Below are 16,738 nucleotides of genomic sequence, written 5' to 3' on the forward strand. Positions count from 1 at the left end.
AACACTCTATGTGGTGGGAATGGGACCCGGAGAGCGAAAACAGATGACAGGACAGGCCCTGGAAGTCATGGAGCGGTGCCAGGTCATTGCCGGATACACGGTTTATGTGGACCTGGTAAGGGGATTGTTCTCCCAAAAGGAGTTTTTGACCACCGCCATGACCAGGGAGGAGGAACGGTGCCGCAGGGCATTTGAATGCTGCCTGGAGGGAAAGAATACAGCCATGATATGCAGCGGGGACGCAGGGGTCTACGGAATGGCCGGTCTTATACTGGAACTGGCGGAACAGTATCCAGGCGTCAGCGTCAGGATAGTGCCTGGCATCACTGCTGCCTGTGCAGGGGCCGCAATACTGGGAGCCCCTCTGATGCATGATTTTGCGGTCATTAGCCTGAGCGACCGGCTTACGCCCCTGGAAGATATATGGAACCGGGTGGAGGCCGCTGCCCGGGCAGGCTTTGTCATATGCCTGTATAATCCGGCCAGCAAGGGACGTCCTGACTATTTCCGTCAGGCATGCGGCAGGATTCTTAAGTACAGGGCGGGAAATACGGTATGCGGACTGGCTGTGAATATAGGCAGGCAAGGGGAAGGGATGGAGGTCCTTACCCTGGATGAGCTGAAGGACCGCCAGGCGGACATGTTTACCACGGTTTACATCGGCAATTCCCATACCAGGCAGATTGGGCCCTACATGGTTACGCCGCGAGGTTACAGGTATGAAGGAAATTAAGAGGAACATCCTGCTGTTTGCCGGAACCACAGAGGGAAGGCAGCTGGCTGAGTATCTTCAGGAGGCGGGACAGCCCTTTGTGATTTGTGTGGCCACGGATTATGGAAGGGATTTGCTGGAGGATATATGGAAGATGGACCATGCCGGGTGTATGGAAGTACGCCAGGGACGTCTGGACGCAGCGGAGATGGAGCAGATGCTTTATGAGCTGCAGCCGGCGCTGGTCATTGACGCCACCCATCCCTATGCAGTGGAAGTGACGGAAAACATAAGGAAGGCGTGCTCCAATAGAGCCGGACTGCGGCTGATAAGGTGCCTGCGTGAACCGGGGGCAGCTTATATGCCGGATGTGGTCCATGTGCCGGATGTGGAAAGCGCAGCCGCATGGCTGTCTTCTGTGCCGGGAAATATCCTGGTGACAACGGGCAGCAAGGAGCTGGCTGCGTACACTAAAATAGAAAATTACCAGCAAAGGATTTATGCCAGGGTCCTGCCCTCGGCGGAGGCTGTGGCGCTGTGCAGAAGCCTGGGATTTGAAGGACGCCATATTATCGCCATGCAGGGCCCCTTTTCAGAGGAAATGAATCTGGTGCAGCTCAGGGAATATGGGTGCGCTTATCTGGTGACCAAGGACGGCGGCGCAGCCGGAGGCTTTGCAGAGAAGATGAGAGCGGCCCAGAAGGCCGGTGCAGCGGCAGTGGTGATTGACAGGCCGGGCAGCGGAGAAGGCGTATCCCTGGAAGAGATAAAGGGACAGGTAAAGGAGTGGATGGACCATGAAAAGAGATGAACCATATATGGATGATTTAAGACCAATCGTATATCTTGTGGGCATAGGGATGGGAGGAGAAGACCAGCTTACGGGCCGGGCAATGGACTGCCTGGAGGCAGCCCAGGTGGTGATGGGGGCGGACCGGATGCTGGAGAGCGTCAGCGCCTACACCGACAAAAAGCGGGTGTTTTCAGCCTATAAACCCAGTGAGATGGTACAGTGGCTGGGCAGTTTCCGATGGGACGAAGCAGCCCTGGTGCTTTCAGGGGACACTGGTTTTTACAGCGGGGCCGAGGCAGCTGCAAAGGCATTTCTCCGGGAAGGGTGGGACGTGGAATTTGTTCCGGGCGTGTCCAGCCTGTCCTATTTCTGCGCCAGGTTAGGCAAGAGCTGGCAGAATGTCCATCCGGTCAGCAGCCACGGAAGGGACTGTGATGTGGTTGCCCATATCCGCAGCTTCAGAAGCTGCTTCATCCTGCTGGGCGGGGCGGGCAGCGTACCGGATTTGTGCCGTCAGCTGGTCAGCAGCGGAATGAGCAACGTGACCATATGGGCGGGAGAGAACTTTTCATATGAGGACGAGCGCATTGCCTGGGAAATGACGCCTGCAGAGCTTCTGATGGAGGACGAGCGCCTTCCCTTTGGAAGTCTGGCCTGTGTGCTGGTGGAAAACACAGAGGCGGCAGAAGGACAGCTTTATCCCCAGGCAGGCCCTGAGGATGACGACTATATCCGCGGGCAGGTGCCTATGACAAAAAAGGAGGTCCGCAGGATATCCCTGGAAAAGCTGTGTATCGGCGCCCAGGCCGTGTGCTATGACATAGGAGCCGGTACCGGCTCCGTGGCAGTGGAGATGGGGATGGAGATACGCAGCCGGGGCGGCAGCGGACAGGTCTATGCCATTGAGCGGAACAGGGAAGCCTTGCAGCTGATTGAATCCAACTGCCAGAAATTCCACGGAAGCTGGATGGGTTTTCACATTGTGGAAGGCGAGGCGCCGGAAGCTATGAAGGGACTGGAACCGCCTACCCATGCATTTATCGGCGGAAGCGGCGGCCATATGCGTGAAATCGTGGCAGCCCTTCTGGAGGCCAATCCCCGTGTGAGAATTGTGGCAAATGCCATTACACTGGAGACAGTGGGCGAGATTCTGGCCTGCATGAAGGAATTCGGATTTGCTTCAGCAGAGATTACCCAGGTATGGGCGGCGCCTGTGGATACAGTGGGAAGCTACCATATGCCCAAGGCCCAGAATCCGGTATATGTGGCAGTCATGCAGGACCCCAAAGAGGACGAGGGGGATTTGCAATGGCAGGAATTATGATAGCTGCTACGGGGAGCGGGAGCGGGAAGACCATGGTGACCTGCGGCCTGCTGGCTCTGCTTAAGAGAAAGGGATATCATCCGGCTGCATTTAAATGCGGCCCGGATTATATCGACGGTCTGTTCCACCGCAGGGTGCAGGGAGTTGAAAACGGCAATCTGGACAGCTTTTTTGAAACCCCAGCCCATATGAGGCGGAAATTGCGCCGCAGCATGGAGCGCCATTTTGTGGTGGCAGAGGGTGTCATGGGATATTTTGACGGCCTGGGCGGCGTGTCTGTCCGCGGCAGCTCCTTTGAGATTGGCCGCTTTCTCGGCCTTCCGGCCATTCTGGTGGTGGATGGGAGAGGGGCCAGCTTGTCCCTGATGGCTTTGATTCAGGGTTTTTTGGAGTATGATGCGGCAGTAGAAAATGATAATGAGAAAAAAACTCATAATAAATCCTGCGGTGACGCCTGCCATGATATGGAATGCGGAGCAGAGACAGAATACAAGATGCAGGAAGGAAATGAGGAAAAATATCGCGAGAAAAAAACTCACAGAACGGACAGCGGGACTGGGGACCATGCCGGGAGCTCTGGCTGCAGCGTGAATCATGATAAAATAAATAACAACATAAAGGGTATCTTTTTCAACCGCATGTCTCCCATGATATATAACCGCATAAAGCCAATGGTGGAGGAACGGTTTCGGATTCCGGTCATAGGATACCTGCCTGAACTGGAATTCCTTCAAGTGGGAAGCAGGCATCTGGGACTGGTGCTTCCGGATGAGATAGAGGGAATCAGGGAACAACTGGAGCAGCTGGCGGACCGGATGGATGAAAATCTGGAATGGGAGCTGCTTTTAAAGATTGCTGCTGATGCAGAGGGCTGGGATGTAAGTGAGGAGGGAAATAAACTCACTTCAAATTCCGGATTGGATAATGGGGATAATGGGGCTGAAACCCGGGAAGGGTCGGAAACCGGGTGCCGTATGCAGCCGGCACCGGGAGCAGGACCGCGTTTCCGCCTGGGAATTGCCAGGGATGAGGCATTTTGCTTTTATTACGGGGATAATCTGGAAGCCATGGAAGAGGCCGGGGCCCAGCTGGTGTATTTCAGCCCGCTTCATCAGAAGGAGCTGCCCGGGGGGCTGGACGGAATGATACTGGGCGGAGGTTACCCGGAAAATCATGGCGGGGCGCTGGCTGCAAACAGGTCCATGCGGGATTCGGTGGCTGCTGCGGCTGCATCGGGAATGCCTGTTCTGGCGGAGTGCGGAGGCTACCTTTATCTTCTGGACAGCCTGGAAGGTGCTGACGGCAGGGATTATCCCATGGCAGGTGTTTTAAGAGGCCATGGATACAGGGCCGGAAAGACCGGCAGATTTGGATACATAACCCTTAGACCCAATGAAGACCTTCCCTTTCTGCCGGAAGGGGAGGAGATAAAGGGGCACGAATTTCATTACTGGGACTGCAGGTGCAGGGCGGACGAATTCCGTATGATGGCCCTCAAGCCAAATGGCAGCCGCTGTTGGCCCTGCATGAGGACAGAGGGGCATGTAATGGCCGGATTTCCCCATCTTTATTATCCGTCCTGCCCGGAATTGGTTCAAAGGTTTGCGGACCAGTGTGTGGAATATGGAAAGAAACAAGGTAAGGATTATGGAAAGGGATATGAGCTATGACATTGAGGGAAGCAATCGGAATGATTAAGCCCATTGACCAGGCAATCAGGCGTCAGGCGAAACAGCACTGGGACCAGGTGGCTAAACCATTGGAAAGCCTGGGGGTCCTGGAGGAGGATATCATACGCATCGCGGCAGCTTCCGGCAGCCTGGCAGTCAGCCTGCATCCCAGGGCCATTGTGGTCATGTGCGGAGACAATGGCGTTGTAAAGGAAGGCGTGACCCAGACCGGCCAGGAGGTAACTGCCATTGTGGCAGGCAACATGGCACAGGGGAATTCATGCGTCTGCCTTATGGCCAGACAGGCAGGGGCGGATGTGATTCCTGTGGATGTGGGGATGGCCTGCCATGAGGCGGTTCCGGGAGTAGTGGACCGGAAGGTGGCGTATGGGACAAAGGACTTTCTGGAGGAACCTGCCATGACCAGGGAGGAAACAGTGAAGGCCATGGAGGCCGGGGTGAATATGGCCTCAGAACTTAGGAAAAGAGGATATGTGCTGGCCGGCTCCGGGGAGATGGGAATCGGAAATACAACTACCAGCAGCGCCATTCTTTCCGTTCTTCTGGATATGGACCCTGAGCTGGTGACGGGCCGGGGAGCCGGTCTCACCACAGCCGGTTACAGCCGTAAGGTGCAGGTCATAAGGGAAGGCATCCGTATCCACAAGCCGTCCGGGGAGGACCCGGTGGACGCGCTGTCCAAGGTGGGCGGTCTGGATTTGGCGGCCCTGACCGGTTTTTACATTGGCTGTGCTGCCTGCGGTATTCCTGTGGTGCTGGACGGGCTCATAACAGGAGCAGCAGCTTTGGCAGCTGTCAGAATCTGCCCGGATGTAAAGGGATATCTTCTAGCTTCCCACGTTTCAGCTGAACCTGCCGGGGCATTGGTCCTTGAGGCGCTTGAACTCAAACCCGCCATTTCAGCGGGAATGTGTCTGGGGGAAGGCACCGGCGCAGCGGCCCTGTTCCCACTTTTAGACATGGCCGCTGCCGTGTATACACAGATGAGCAGTTTTGACGATATCCATGTGGAGGCATATGAACATCTTGTATGATGGAAGATTGGCGCAATAAGAAGATGGATGCAATGAGTAGATTGGCGCAATGAGCAGATGGATGCAACGAGAAGTTTGGTGTATGAGAAGATTGATATAATACGAGCAGGAGATTAAGGGATGATTACTCTGGTGACAGGCGGAAGCGGCAGCGGAAAATCAGAATATGCAGAGGGACTGATTCTGGATTCCCCCTGTTCCCGCCGTTTCTATGTAGCTACCATGATTGCATATGGAAAAGAGGGAAGGGATAAGGTGATGCGGCACCGTATGCTTCGAAGCGGGAAGAAATTCATCACCATAGAAAAACCCTGGGACGTGGGAAATGTGGTGCTGGAAAAATATGAGGCAGGTCCATCTGCTTCTTCCAGGACAGACAGAGTCCTTTTGCTGGAGTGTGTATCCAATCTGGCGGCCAACGAGATGTTCAGGGAAGATGGTACGGCAGAGGCCGCGGCAGGCGCGGAGCGGCAGCCATCAAACCGGTCAGAAAACCAGGATAAAGGCCAGGATGAAAATCAGAACGGGAACCAGGATAAAAACCAGGTCCCATACCTGGCTGACAAGCTTGCAGCGGACATCATTTCCCTGGCAGGCCAGGTGCAGGATATGGTGATTGTTACAAACGAAGTGGACCGGGACGGAATCTGCTACGGACAGGAGACAATGGAGTATATCCGTCTCATGGGACGTCTGAATCAGAAGCTGGCAGCTGCCTCCGACCGGGTGGCTGAGGTGGTTTACGGCATTCCCGTGCTCCGGAAACCAAGGGTTTCCCAAGCCGCGGCAGAAGGGATTATATTGCCGGAGGGGAGTGATTTGAGAGGAAGGGAGTGTCAGGGAAAATGAACGGACTTTATTCCTGTATCATTGCGGTTTCCATGTATTCCAAAATACCCATGCCCGCTGTGGAGTGGACCCAGGAGCGGATGCGCTATGTTATGTGCTTTTTCCCGCTGGTGGGGATTGCAGAGGGAACGGTTCTGGGCCTCTGGCTCTATCTTGCCCTGGATGTCCTGAATCTGTCCACGGCGGCCGCTGCCCTCATAGGGGCAGCTATTCCAATCCTGGTGACAGGAGGAATCCATATGGACGGTTTTATGGATACCATGGATGCTGTCCACTCCTACGGCGACAGAAGCAAAAAGCTGGAGATTCTCAAAGACCCGCACCTGGGGGCATTTGCAGTGATTTCCTTTGGGGTATACATGATGCTCTACACAGGCGTCTTTTATGAGTACCTGTCTCTTGCCCGGATGAAGGACACTGGGGACAGATATTTTCTTTACATGGTTCCCTGCCTTGTGTTTGTGATGGAACGCGCCCTCAGCGGTCTTTCCGTGGTCACATTTCCCCAGGCGAAAAAAAAGGGACTGGCGGCCGGATTTGGAGGGGCAGCCAAAAAGAAAACAGATTCAGCGGTGCTGGTCCTGTGGCTGGCTGGCTGCCTGGGAGCCGCCATGGCTGCCGTTGGGACGGGCTGTCATGGGGCGGGATTAGCGGCATGGGTAATACTGTTTACCCACCTGGCCGTGTTTTTATGGTATTACAGGATGTCGGTTAACCAGTTTGGGGGAGTGACAGGGGATTTGGCCGGATGCTTTCTGCAAATCTGCGAACTGGCCGGGCTGGCGGCGGCATCCGTTCTTTTGAGAGCAGGATTGATGGGAGGAATGTAGAAATGGTCTTGGTAACAGGAGGAAGCTCCCAGGGTAAGAAGGAGTTTGTCAGGCAGCACCTTGGGAGACAGGGGGAGGATGTATCTGTCTGGACAGAGGGCTCAGAGGCTTCCTGGGAGGAATTCATGAAAGGAAGGTTCTGCCATGACTTCCATCTCTTTGTCAGACGTGTGATGGAGGGAAGCACAGGCCCGATTGGCCATGAATCCGAATGGGGATGGGCAGAGGCAATCATGAACCGGCTTCTGGAAGAACTGTCTGCCGGACCGCCGGACCGTGTCCTGGTGACAGATGAGATTGGCTGCGGCATTGTGCCGGCAGATGCCTTTGAACGGCTGTACAGGGAGGAGACAGGGCGGCTCTGCTGCCGGATTGCCGGGGAGGCAAAGGCCGTATGGCGGGTGTGCTGCGGGATAGGGATGCGGATTAAATGACAAGGTAGGTAGACATGGATATTACGTGGCTGGATATATGGAAATTTCACGGAGCAGCCCTGCTGGCGGGATGTGTGATTGACTGGATGGTGGGGGACCCCTTATGGCTTCCCCATCCGGTGCGCCTTATGGGAACCATGATTTCCTGGCTGGAATCACGGCTCAGAAAATGGGCAGCGGGACCGGGAAAGCAGAAAGAGAATCAGGACAGCCAGGGCGTTCCCCATGGGAAAGAAGAGCACATACAGTGTCCTGGTCCTGAAAAGACAAGGGAAGCATGGGCAGGTGTGCTCCTCACTGCCTCTATGTGCGCTCTGTGGTGGTGCATTCCCCGGGCGGTTTTTTCCGCAGCGGAACATCTGCTGCTGGCCAGGGCCTGGGCAGTGCTTTTGCTGGCAGAAGGTTTCCTGTGCAGTCTCATGCTGGCAGCCAGGGGATTGTACACGGAGAGCATGAAGGTGTGCCGCAGCCTGGAGGCAGGACGGACAGAGGAGGCCAGATACAATGTGTCCATGATTGTGGGAAGGGACACTTCAGTACTGGATGAGGGCGGAATTGCCAGGGCGGCAGTGGAGACAGTGGCTGAAAATGCCTCTGACGGCGTCATTGCCCCCTTTTTGTTCATGGCGCTTTTGGGGCCGGCTGGAGGCGCGCTGTACAAGGCTGTCAACACCATGGATTCCATGGTGGGATATAAGAATGACAGGTACCTGTATTTCGGACGCTGTGCAGCCAGGCTGGACGATTTGTTCAATCTGATACCGGCCAGGCTGACCGGAGTCCTGATGGTCCTTGGAGCCTGGGTCCTGCCCGGGATGGACGGAGTCCATGCCTGGAAGGTGTTCCTCCGGGACAGAAAGCGCCATGCCAGCCCTAATTCCGCCCACGGCGAGGCTGCCTGTGCAGGGGCCCTCCATCTGCGTCTGGCAGGGGATGCGTGGTACTTTGGAACGCTTCACAAAAAGCCCTATATAGGGGATGACGGCAGGAGGATAGAACCAGCGGACATAAGACGGGCAAACCTCCTTATGTTTTTCACAGAGGGTGTGATGGTCCTTGGTCTGGGTGTCCTGCTTCTGCTTCTGTGATATCATTTGGTAATTATCGTACTATATCTTCAAAAGGAAAGGTCACTATGGGAGGTTATTATGGAATATCAGCACGGCGGAGACATTTACAGCCAGGACATACAGATGGATTATTCTGCCAATATTAATCCCCTTGGAATGCCGGAAACGGTAAAGAGCACGCTGAGGGACTGCCTGGACAAGGAAATATGCAGCCTGTACCCGGACAGCCGGTGCCGGGAACTGAGGCAGGCCCTGGGCAGGCATCATGGGGTGGAGGATGAGTGGGTTATCTGCGGAAACGGGGCGGCTGATTTGATATTCGGCCTGGCCGCAGCGCTGCGTCCTGGCCGCGGGCTTGTCCCGGCTCCCACCTTTTCCGAGTATGAGCAGGCATTGAAAGCAGCGGGGTGCAGGACCAGCTATTATTATCTCAGGGAGGACGCCGGATTCGCCCCGGACATATCCGGCATGTGCAGCTGTATCAAGGAAGCGGCGGAGAGGGGAGAGCCCTATGATATTGTGTTCCTGTGCAATCCCAACAATCCCACGGGAATACCTGCTGAAAAGGAAGACGTGGAGCAGCTGGCGCAAACCTGCGGAAGTCTGGGGGCGTTCCTGGTTGTGGATGAATGCTTCTGTGATTTTTTGGAGGATTCAGACGTATATTCCGTCATACCTGACCTGTCCGGGTTTGGGAATCTGTTTGTGCTGAAGGCATTTACCAAGCTGTATGCCATGGCCGGGCTGCGGCTGGGCTATGGCCTTTGCAGTGACCGCTGCCTGCTGGAACGGCTGCAGGCAGTCCGGCAGCCCTGGTCCGTGTCGGGCCTGGCCCAGCGGGCCGGCGTGGCGGCTCTTAGTCAGACGGATTTTGTGGAGCATACCAGAGCTGTAATTAAGGAGGAGCGTGAGCGGCTGGCTGCAGCACTCCGGGACCTGGGTTTTAAGGTATATTCCTCCGGGGCCAATTATCTGTTTTTCAGGGACCCGGGAGAGGATGGAACCACGGAAAAAGGCCGGCTTTACCAGGAACTGCTGCAGCGCCGTATTTTGATTCGCAGCTGTGCCAATTATCCGGGGCTGGATTCTTCCTGCTACCGTATCTGTGTGAAGCTGAAACAGGACAATGAACAGCTTATCCGGGAAATGGCCCGGGTGCTTGAGAGGAGGAAACAATGTCTGAACCTGCTAAACCAATCATGATTCAGGGAACCATGTCCAATGCGGGAAAGAGCATTCTGGCCGCCGGACTGTGCCGTATCTTTCATCAGGACGGCTACAGGACAGCTCCCTTTAAATCCCAGAACATGGCCCTTAATTCCTACATAACACCGGAAGGCCTGGAAATGGGACGGGCCCAGGCCGTACAGGCGGAGGCGGCGGGTATTGTCCCTCATGCAGACATGAATCCCATTCTTTTAAAACCCACCACGGATGTGGGAAGCCAGGTCATTGTCCACGGGATTTCCAGGGGAAATATGAAGGCCAGGGACTATTTTGCCTGTAAAAAAACGCTGGTTCCCGATATCATGGCCTCATACCGGCGTCTGGAGGAACAGTATGATGTCATAGTCATAGAAGGGGCCGGCAGCCCGGCAGAAATCAACCTGAAATCCGATGATATCGTGAACATGGGCATGGCGGACATGGCCGACGCGCCGGTGCTCCTGGTGGGGGACATAGACCGGGGCGGCGTTTTTGCCCAGCTCTACGGTACGGTGGCCCTTCTGACAGAGGAAGAGAGAAAGCGCATAAAGGGATTAATCATCAACAAATTCCGGGGGGACAGGACCATACTGGAGCCTGGGATTGCCATGCTGGAGGACCTGTGCCATATACCCGTGGTAGGGGTGATACCCTACATGGATGTGGACATTGAGGATGAGGACAGCTTAAGCAGCCGGCTGGAGACAGGAAAGAGAGGGACCCCGGCTGCCGTTGATTTGGCAGTGATTCGTTTTCCGCGTATATCCAATTTTACGGATTTTAATGTATTTTCCGGAATTCCGGGAGTGTCCCTGCGCTATGTTTCAAGGGCCTGCGACCTTGGCAGCCCGGATATGGTCATCCTCCCCGGCACCAAGAGTACCATCCGCGACTTATTGTGGATGCGTCAGAACGGGCTGGAGGCGGCAATCCTTAAGCTGGCTGACCGCAGGGTGCCGGTGTGGGGAATCTGCGGCGGCTACCAGATGATGGGAGAGGTGCTGGAGGATGCAAAGGGCGTGGAAACGGACCGTCCCTCCCGGGTGGAGGGAATGGGGCTTCTTCCCCTTAAAACGGAGTTTGAGGAGGAAAAGGTAAGGACCCAGGTGGAAGGCGCCTTCGGCGAGCTGGACGGCTGCCTGGGCAATCTGTCCGGAAAATCCATTGCAGGATATGAGATTCATATGGGCCGTACGTTCATTGACCGGGAGGAAGGGGCTGCGGACACGGCCAGAATCGTTTCCTGGCGCAGGGAGCCGGAGATATGCCGCCCCATGGATTATGTGATGGAGACAGGCCAGGACGGGATATTGTCCAGACAGGCCAGGATGGATGGGTGGAACAGGGGGAATCTATATGGTACCTATGTCCATGGAATCTTTGACGGACCCGGAATTGCCGGGGCAGTGGCAGAGGCGCTGGCAGCGGCAAAGGGGCTGACCCTGGAGCAGGCTGCGGACATGGATTATCCCGCTTACAGGGAACAGCAGTATGATAAGCTGGCAGGAGAACTCAGGGAGAATCTGGATATGGATGCCGTGTACAAAATCATGGGCATCAGGCGGAAAGGAGAGGCGTAAGCGTATGACGGACATACAGTTGGAACAGGTGCTGCCGGGGGATATAGAGAGGCGCAGCTTTGAAATCATACAGGAGGAACTGTCCTTGCAGGGCATACAGCTGGAGCCTGAAAATGAACGGGTCGTCAAGCGGGCCATCCACACCACGGCTGATTTTGACTATGCACAAAACCTGGTATTTTCCAGCCATGCGGTCAGGAAAGGGATAGAGGCGTTAAAAGCCGGGGCAGTTATTGTCACGGACACCAATATGGGGCTGTCCGGAATCAACAAAAAAAGGCTGTCCGCTCTGGGCGGGGAAGCCTTCTGTTTCATGGCGGACCAGGATGTGGCTGACCAGGCGGGGACACAGGGAACCACCAGGGCTGTGGCCAGCATGGAAAAGGCGGCCAGGCTCTATGGCTTACAGGGGCGTCCCCTTATTTTTGCCGTGGGCAACGCTCCCACGGCTTTGGTCCGCATTTATGAGCTTATAAAGGAGGGACTGGCTGTTCCGGCCCTTGTCATCGGCGTACCGGTGGGATTCGTGAACGTGGTCCAGTCAAAGGAACTGATACTTACCCTTGAGGACACGCCCTACATTGTGGCAAAGGGAAGAAAAGGCGGCAGCAATGTTGCCGCCGCCATCTGTAATGCGCTGCTGTATCAGATTCCGGTGTAGGAACTGGTTGATGCGCTGCCGTATCAGAGTCCGGGGATTCCCTATTTCCGGCCGCTCCAGCAGTAGGTGCAGAGCTTGCACGGTGAGATGCCGATGGACTTCACCAGGTCATCCAGCCTGTGGTAGCGCAGGGTGGTGAATCCAAGGCGCTTGCGGATTTCCTCAATCATTTCTTTGTAATTGGCGCTGTCCGGGTCTGTATAGCTGTTTAAAACCTCACGGGACACATCATCGCCTTCCCTGTCCCGGATGATTCTTCTGGTTATCAGGTCCAGCTCTGAGGTGGAACGGGAGAAGTTAAGGTAAGGGCATCCGAACATAAGGGGAGGGCAGGCAGGGCGGATATGCACTTCCTTTGCCCCGCTCTGGTACAGGAATTCCGTGGTTTCTCCCAGCTGGGTACCGCGCACAATGGAGTCGTCGATGAGCAGAAGCTTTTTATTGCGGATCAGCGAGTCCACAGGAATCAGCTTCATGCGGGCAATCAGGTTTCTCTGTCCCTGGTTCTGCGGCATGAAGGAGCGGGGCCAGGTGGGGGTATATTTAATAAAGGGGCGGGCAAAGGGAATGCCGGATTCATTGGCATACCCGATGGCGTGGGCAATGCCTGAATCTGGAACGCCGGCAACCACTTCGGGCTGCGCCTCATCCCGTTTGGCCAGCAGCTTTCCGCATTCATAACGCATGCTCTCCACATTGATGCCCTCGTAGCTGGATGTGGGGTAACCGTAGTATACCCACAGGAAGGAGCATATCTTCATCTCTTCCCTGGGAGGGCTGACTGTTTCTACGCTCTCAGGCGTCATATATACAATCTCGCCCGGACCCAGTTCTTTGTAGTCCGTATATCCCAGATTAATATAAGCAAAGCTTTCAAAGGAGGCGCAGAAGGCATCGCCCTTGTGTCCGATGACAATGGGGGTCCTTCCGAACTTATCCCTGGATGCGTAGATTCCTTCCGGCGTCAGCAGCAGGATGGACATGGAGCCCTCTATCTTTTCCTGGGCAAAAAGAAGACCTTCCACCAATGTGGATTTCTGGTTAATCAGGGCAGCCACCAGTTCCGTGGCATTGATTCGTCCATGGCTCATCTCCATAAAATGGATATGGCCGTTTTCATAGGCTGAGGCCACCAGCTCGGCCTCGTTGTTGATTTTTCCCACTGTGGTTATGGCAAAGCTGCCTAGGTGGGACTGAATCAAAAGGGGCTGGGGTTCATTGTCGGAAATACATCCGATGCCCAGTGTTCCCTCCAGCTCGTCCAAATCCCCGTCAAATTTTGTACGGAAGGGAGTGTTTTCTATGTTGTGGATGGACCTTGTAAAGCCCTGGCTGCCGTATACGGCCATTCCGCCTCTTTTTGTCCCCAGATGGGAGTGGTAATCCACTCCGAAAAACAAGTCCAGGGTACAGCTGTTTTTTGATGCAACACCAAATATTCCGCCCATATATCATACCTCTTTTATCTATGTGTTTGTTTTACGCCTTTGTGATTGGTGCCGGCCTGTCTGCCGGTTACGGACTTATCATAACATATATTAGTAGTACAGGACAATATGATTGATATATTATTTATACTTATGAGAAACTATAAGCATGGCAGGAAGGGTTTTCCAGTGAATTTCGGTTCTGCTCCGGGATGACAATTCCATACATTTGAGGTATACTTGTGATAAATCTCACGGAGCAGTACACTCCGGGAAGAGGAGGCTTGCAGGTGACTGAATCAGATGGACAGAACGGGCAGGATAAGCAGGCTATTTGCCTGACAGTGGCCAGGGATGGCAGTGGTGATTACGATACAGTAGGAGAGGCCCTGGCGGCGCTGGGAGAAGCAGAGGGGCCGCCGGCCTGCATATTCATAAAAAAGGGCGTGTACAGGGAACGGCTGGAAATCAGAAGGCCGCGCCTTACACTGGAGGGTGAGTCGGCGGACAGCACAGTCATCACATACGGCCTGTCTGCCGGCATGCTGATGGAAGACGGAAGCAGGCGGGGGACATTCCGCACCTACAGCGTGCTGGTGGACACCCATGATTTTACCGCAAGGAACCTGACCTTTGAAAACAGCGCGGGTCCGGGGGAAGAGGCGGGACAGGCTCTGGCCCTGTATGTGGACGGGGACAGGATTCTGTTTGAGGGATGCCGGATGCTGGGAGGACAGGACACACTTTTCACAGGCCCCCTTCCCCCAAAGGAAATCCAAAAGAACGGGTTTATAGGACCAAAACAGTTTTCCCCCAGAATAAACGGGCGCCACTGCTACCGGAACTGTTTTATCTGCGGGGACATAGACTTTATATTCGGCAGCGCCACAGCCTACTTTGAGAAATGCGAACTATATTCTGTTGGCAGGGACGCAGAAAGAAAGGGATATGTGACTGCCGCATCCACCCCCAGGGGCCAGAGATATGGGTATGTGTTCAGAAGCTGCCGGTTTACGGGAAACAGCGCCGGAGAAAGCGTCTATCTGGGCCGGCCCTGGAGGGATTACGCCAGGACAGTTCTCATTGACTGCTATCTGGGTCCCCATATATGCCGTGAAGGATGGCATGACTGGGATAAGAAGGAAGCGCGGTCCACCCTGTTTTACGGGGAATATGCAAGCTATGGACCGGGAGCAGCGGACCGGGGCACAGCGGACCGGGATACAGCGGACCGGGGCACAGCGGACCGGGATACAGCGGACCGGGATATAACAGGCCGGCAACCGCCGCAACATGGCTCTCCCAGGCCGGACTGGGTGGCCGTGCTTACCTGTGAGCAGGCACAGGACTACACCATGGAAAAGGTGCTGGGCGGAGCGGACAGGTGGAATCCTGGGGAACAGGCATACATTTAAGAAGGAAGGGACATACGTATGGATTTATACCGTATCATACTGGTGGATGATGAGGAAGAGGTCAGGCAGAGCATCATCAGGAAAATTGACTGGACGGGAGCCGGTTTCCAGGTGGTTGGAGATGCAGAGAATGGGGAGGAAGCCCTGGAAAAGGTGGAGGCCCTGGAGCCGGACGTGATTCTGACGGATATCAGGATGCCCTTTATGGACGGTCTTTCCCTGGCTGAACGGGTGAGGCAGAAATACCCCTCAGTGAAAATCGTGATTTTTTCAGGCTACGATGATTTTGAGTATGCCAAGCAGGCCATTAAGCTGAATGTGACGGAGTATATCCTGAAACCGGTGAACGTGGAGGAGCTGACCGCTATTTTAAAGCGCATCAAATCCAATCTGGACGAAGAGATTGAGCAGAAACGGAATGTGAACCTGCTGCGTGAAAATTATATACGCAACCTTCCCATTCTCAGGGACCAGTTCTTAAACGAACTGGTGGGAAGCACGGTACCCGGACCGGTACTGAAAGAAAAATTGGCGGAGTACGACATTCCTCTGGCAGGAGCCAAGAAGTGGGTGGCTGCAGCCATTGACATAGAGCCGGAGGAAATCAGGGAGGGGAACATACTGCCTCTCCACAAGGAGAGGGACCTGATTCCTATTTCAGTTATGCAGATTGTGGAGGAAAAGCTGGGAAACTATTGCCGGTCATCCGTATTCACCTCTTCCAGGACCTCCTGGTCTGAACTGGCCCTTATTGCTGCCATTGACGGGGATAACAGCCAGACCGGCCTCATTGACGTGCTGGGGGATATCTGCAAGGAGACAAAGAAGATTCTGGAGGTGCCCATCACCATTGGCATCGGCCACAGCTGCCAGGACCTGGGGGAGGTCAGCAGTTCCTATAAGGCGGCCGTGGACGCCCTTGGCTATAAGGCAATTGTGGGGGCGGGAAGCACCATTTACATCAATGACGTGGAGCCTGTAAGCGGGGGAAAGCTGAGTTTTGACGGCAAGGATGAGGCGGAGCTTATTGCGGCCATCAAGTTCGGTCCCAGGGAGAAGATAGAGGAAGCGGTACAGGCGGTCATGGATAAGATGAGCGATGCAAAGGTGCATTTCAGGCAGTGCCAGGCATATATGCTCAGCGTGTCCAGCTCCATTGTCCAGCTGATTCAGCAGTATGACCTGGACCTGGACCAGCTGACAGAGGAAGGGGAAGAGCAGGGAGATACCTTTGCCGTCATACCCAGGATGCTGAAAAAGGAAGACTTTGCCCACTGGCTGCTTTCCGCCGCAGTCAGGATGAACCAGGCCATGAACCAGGAACGGGATAATACCATGAAGCAGGTCATCCAGAAGGCCAAGGAATACATTATGGACAATTATCAGGACCCGGATTTGTCTGTGGAGAAAATATGCCGCCAGCTGCACATGAGTCCGGCCTATTTTTCCACCATGTTCAAGAAGGAGACAGGGCAGGCCTATACCGCCTACCTGACCCAGGTCCGCCTGGACAAGGCGGTGGAGCTTCTCAACAAGACCGACGACAAGACCTATGTCATAGCGGCCAAGGTGGGATATCAGGAGCAGAACTATTTCAGCTATGTGTTTAAAAAGCGCTTTGGGGTTTCGCCCACAAAGTTCAGAGGGGCAAAATAGATACAGCAGGCCTGTCCCGCCGTGTGCAACGGGACTGAGGCAGGCCGCGTAAAGGA

General features: G+C 54.9%; 14 protein-coding genes and 1 pseudogene. 14 read left to right on the forward strand and 1 reads right to left on the reverse strand.

Translation table 11 applies throughout. From position 1 onward, the window contains the following. Positions 1-13: 13 nt before the first annotated feature. From cobJ to I2H39_RS12270, 12 genes and pseudogenes are all read left to right on the forward strand, one after another. Positions 14-733: pseudogene (cobJ, locus tag I2H39_RS29640) on the forward strand (precorrin-3B C(17)-methyltransferase); the annotation flags it as partial. Beyond that, complete coding sequence (cobK, locus tag I2H39_RS12220; RefSeq protein ID WP_195626577.1) at positions 720-1,523, forward strand: precorrin-6A reductase; 804 nt, start codon at positions 720-722, stop codon at positions 1,521-1,523. The pseudogene cobJ and the gene cobK, both read left to right, overlap by 14 nt. After that, a complete protein-coding gene (gene cbiE / locus I2H39_RS12225) occupies positions 1,510-2,829 on the forward strand; it encodes a precorrin-6y C5,15-methyltransferase (decarboxylating) subunit CbiE (protein ID WP_195626578.1) in 1,320 nt (439 codons plus the stop codon). The genes cobK and cbiE overlap by 14 nt, the downstream gene beginning before the upstream one ends. Further along, entirely contained in the window at positions 2,814-4,499 is a 1,686-nt protein-coding gene (locus I2H39_RS12230; RefSeq protein WP_195626579.1) for a cobyrinic acid a,c-diamide synthase, read from the forward strand. Before cbiE ends, I2H39_RS12230 begins: the two co-directional genes overlap by 16 nt. Next, positions 4,496-5,554: a nicotinate-nucleotide--dimethylbenzimidazole phosphoribosyltransferase gene (cobT, locus tag I2H39_RS12235; protein WP_195626580.1), complete on the forward strand. Its 1,059-nt coding sequence runs from the start codon at positions 4,496-4,498 to the stop codon at positions 5,552-5,554. Before I2H39_RS12230 ends, cobT begins: the two co-directional genes overlap by 4 nt. A gap of 120 nt (positions 5,555-5,674) precedes the next feature. Next, positions 5,675-6,403 (forward strand): bifunctional adenosylcobinamide kinase/adenosylcobinamide-phosphate guanylyltransferase, encoded by a 729-nt coding sequence (locus I2H39_RS12240; RefSeq protein ID WP_138310600.1) that lies wholly within the window; start codon positions 5,675-5,677, stop codon positions 6,401-6,403. Next, positions 6,400-7,233, forward strand: coding sequence for an adenosylcobinamide-GDP ribazoletransferase (locus tag I2H39_RS12245; protein WP_195626581.1), 834 nt, complete (start codon positions 6,400-6,402; stop codon positions 7,231-7,233). The genes I2H39_RS12240 and I2H39_RS12245 overlap by 4 nt, the downstream gene beginning before the upstream one ends. Before the next feature lie 2 nt (positions 7,234-7,235). Beyond that, positions 7,236-7,667 (forward strand): bifunctional adenosylcobinamide kinase/adenosylcobinamide-phosphate guanylyltransferase, encoded by a 432-nt coding sequence (locus I2H39_RS12250; RefSeq protein ID WP_138310602.1) that lies wholly within the window; start codon positions 7,236-7,238, stop codon positions 7,665-7,667. A 14-nt stretch (positions 7,668-7,681) separates the two neighbouring features. Further along, positions 7,682-8,755: an adenosylcobinamide-phosphate synthase CbiB gene (gene cbiB / locus I2H39_RS12255; protein ID WP_195626582.1), complete on the forward strand. Its 1,074-nt coding sequence runs from the start codon at positions 7,682-7,684 to the stop codon at positions 8,753-8,755. A gap of 60 nt (positions 8,756-8,815) precedes the next feature. Further along, on the forward strand, positions 8,816-9,940 hold the full coding sequence (locus tag I2H39_RS12260) for a histidinol-phosphate transaminase (protein ID WP_195626583.1): 1,125 nt from the start codon (positions 8,816-8,818) through the stop codon (positions 9,938-9,940). Then, a complete protein-coding gene (locus tag I2H39_RS12265; RefSeq protein WP_195626584.1) occupies positions 9,913-11,523 on the forward strand; it encodes a cobyric acid synthase in 1,611 nt (536 codons plus the stop codon). Before I2H39_RS12260 ends, I2H39_RS12265 begins: the two co-directional genes overlap by 28 nt. Before the next feature lie 4 nt (positions 11,524-11,527). Continuing rightward, positions 11,528-12,184, forward strand: a complete 657-nt coding sequence (locus I2H39_RS12270; RefSeq protein WP_195626585.1) for a precorrin-8X methylmutase — start codon at positions 11,528-11,530, stop codon at positions 12,182-12,184. Positions 12,185-12,225: 41 nt separating this feature from the next. Here I2H39_RS12270 and I2H39_RS12275 read toward each other — a convergent pair whose 3' ends face one another. After that, on the reverse strand, positions 12,226-13,632 hold the full coding sequence (locus I2H39_RS12275; RefSeq protein WP_195626586.1) for an amidophosphoribosyltransferase: 1,407 nt from the start codon (positions 13,630-13,632) through the stop codon (positions 12,226-12,228). Between the two features lie 269 nt (positions 13,633-13,901). Here I2H39_RS12275 and I2H39_RS12280 point away from each other — a divergent pair, with 269 nt between their 5' ends. After that, the gene (locus I2H39_RS12280) at positions 13,902-15,026 is read left to right on the forward strand and encodes a pectinesterase family protein (protein WP_195626587.1); all 1,125 of its coding nucleotides are present in this window, start codon (positions 13,902-13,904) and stop codon (positions 15,024-15,026) included. Positions 15,027-15,044: 18 nt separating this feature from the next. Next, on the forward strand, positions 15,045-16,682 hold the full coding sequence (locus I2H39_RS12285; RefSeq protein WP_195626588.1) for a response regulator: 1,638 nt from the start codon (positions 15,045-15,047) through the stop codon (positions 16,680-16,682). Positions 16,683-16,738 lie beyond the last annotated feature (56 nt).

It is taken from the genome of Clostridium sp. 1001283B150225_161107_B6, from assembly GCF_015556325.1.
In the GTDB taxonomy this organism is placed as follows: domain Bacteria; phylum Bacillota; class Clostridia; order Lachnospirales; family Lachnospiraceae; genus Enterocloster.

What these genes read in the sequence shown, in the direction of transcription:
- I2H39_RS12265 (WP_195626584.1), top strand. Translation starts at nt 9,913, where the DNA reads ATGTCTGAACCTGCTAAACCAATCATGATTCAGGGAACCATGTCCAAT.
- I2H39_RS12230 (WP_195626579.1), top strand. Translation starts at nt 2,814, where the DNA reads ATGGCAGGAATTATGATAGCTGCTACGGGGAGCGGGAGCGGGAAGACC.
- cbiE (WP_195626578.1), top strand. Translation starts at nt 1,510, where the DNA reads ATGAAAAGAGATGAACCATATATGGATGATTTAAGACCAATCGTATAT.
- I2H39_RS12275 (WP_195626586.1), bottom strand. Translation starts at nt 13,632, where the DNA reads ATGGGCGGAATATTTGGTGTTGCATCAAAAAACAGCTGTACCCTGGAC.
- I2H39_RS12240 (WP_138310600.1), top strand. Translation starts at nt 5,675, where the DNA reads ATGATTACTCTGGTGACAGGCGGAAGCGGCAGCGGAAAATCAGAATAT.
- I2H39_RS12285 (WP_195626588.1), top strand. Translation starts at nt 15,045, where the DNA reads ATGGATTTATACCGTATCATACTGGTGGATGATGAGGAAGAGGTCAGG.
- cbiB (WP_195626582.1), top strand. Translation starts at nt 7,682, where the DNA reads ATGGATATTACGTGGCTGGATATATGGAAATTTCACGGAGCAGCCCTG.
- I2H39_RS12260 (WP_195626583.1), top strand. Translation starts at nt 8,816, where the DNA reads ATGGAATATCAGCACGGCGGAGACATTTACAGCCAGGACATACAGATG.
- cobT (WP_195626580.1), top strand. Translation starts at nt 4,496, where the DNA reads ATGACATTGAGGGAAGCAATCGGAATGATTAAGCCCATTGACCAGGCA.
- cobK (WP_195626577.1), top strand. Translation starts at nt 720, where the DNA reads ATGAAGGAAATTAAGAGGAACATCCTGCTGTTTGCCGGAACCACAGAG.
- I2H39_RS12250 (WP_138310602.1), top strand. Translation starts at nt 7,236, where the DNA reads ATGGTCTTGGTAACAGGAGGAAGCTCCCAGGGTAAGAAGGAGTTTGTC.
- I2H39_RS12245 (WP_195626581.1), top strand. Translation starts at nt 6,400, where the DNA reads ATGAACGGACTTTATTCCTGTATCATTGCGGTTTCCATGTATTCCAAA.
- I2H39_RS12270 (WP_195626585.1), top strand. Translation starts at nt 11,528, where the DNA reads ATGACGGACATACAGTTGGAACAGGTGCTGCCGGGGGATATAGAGAGG.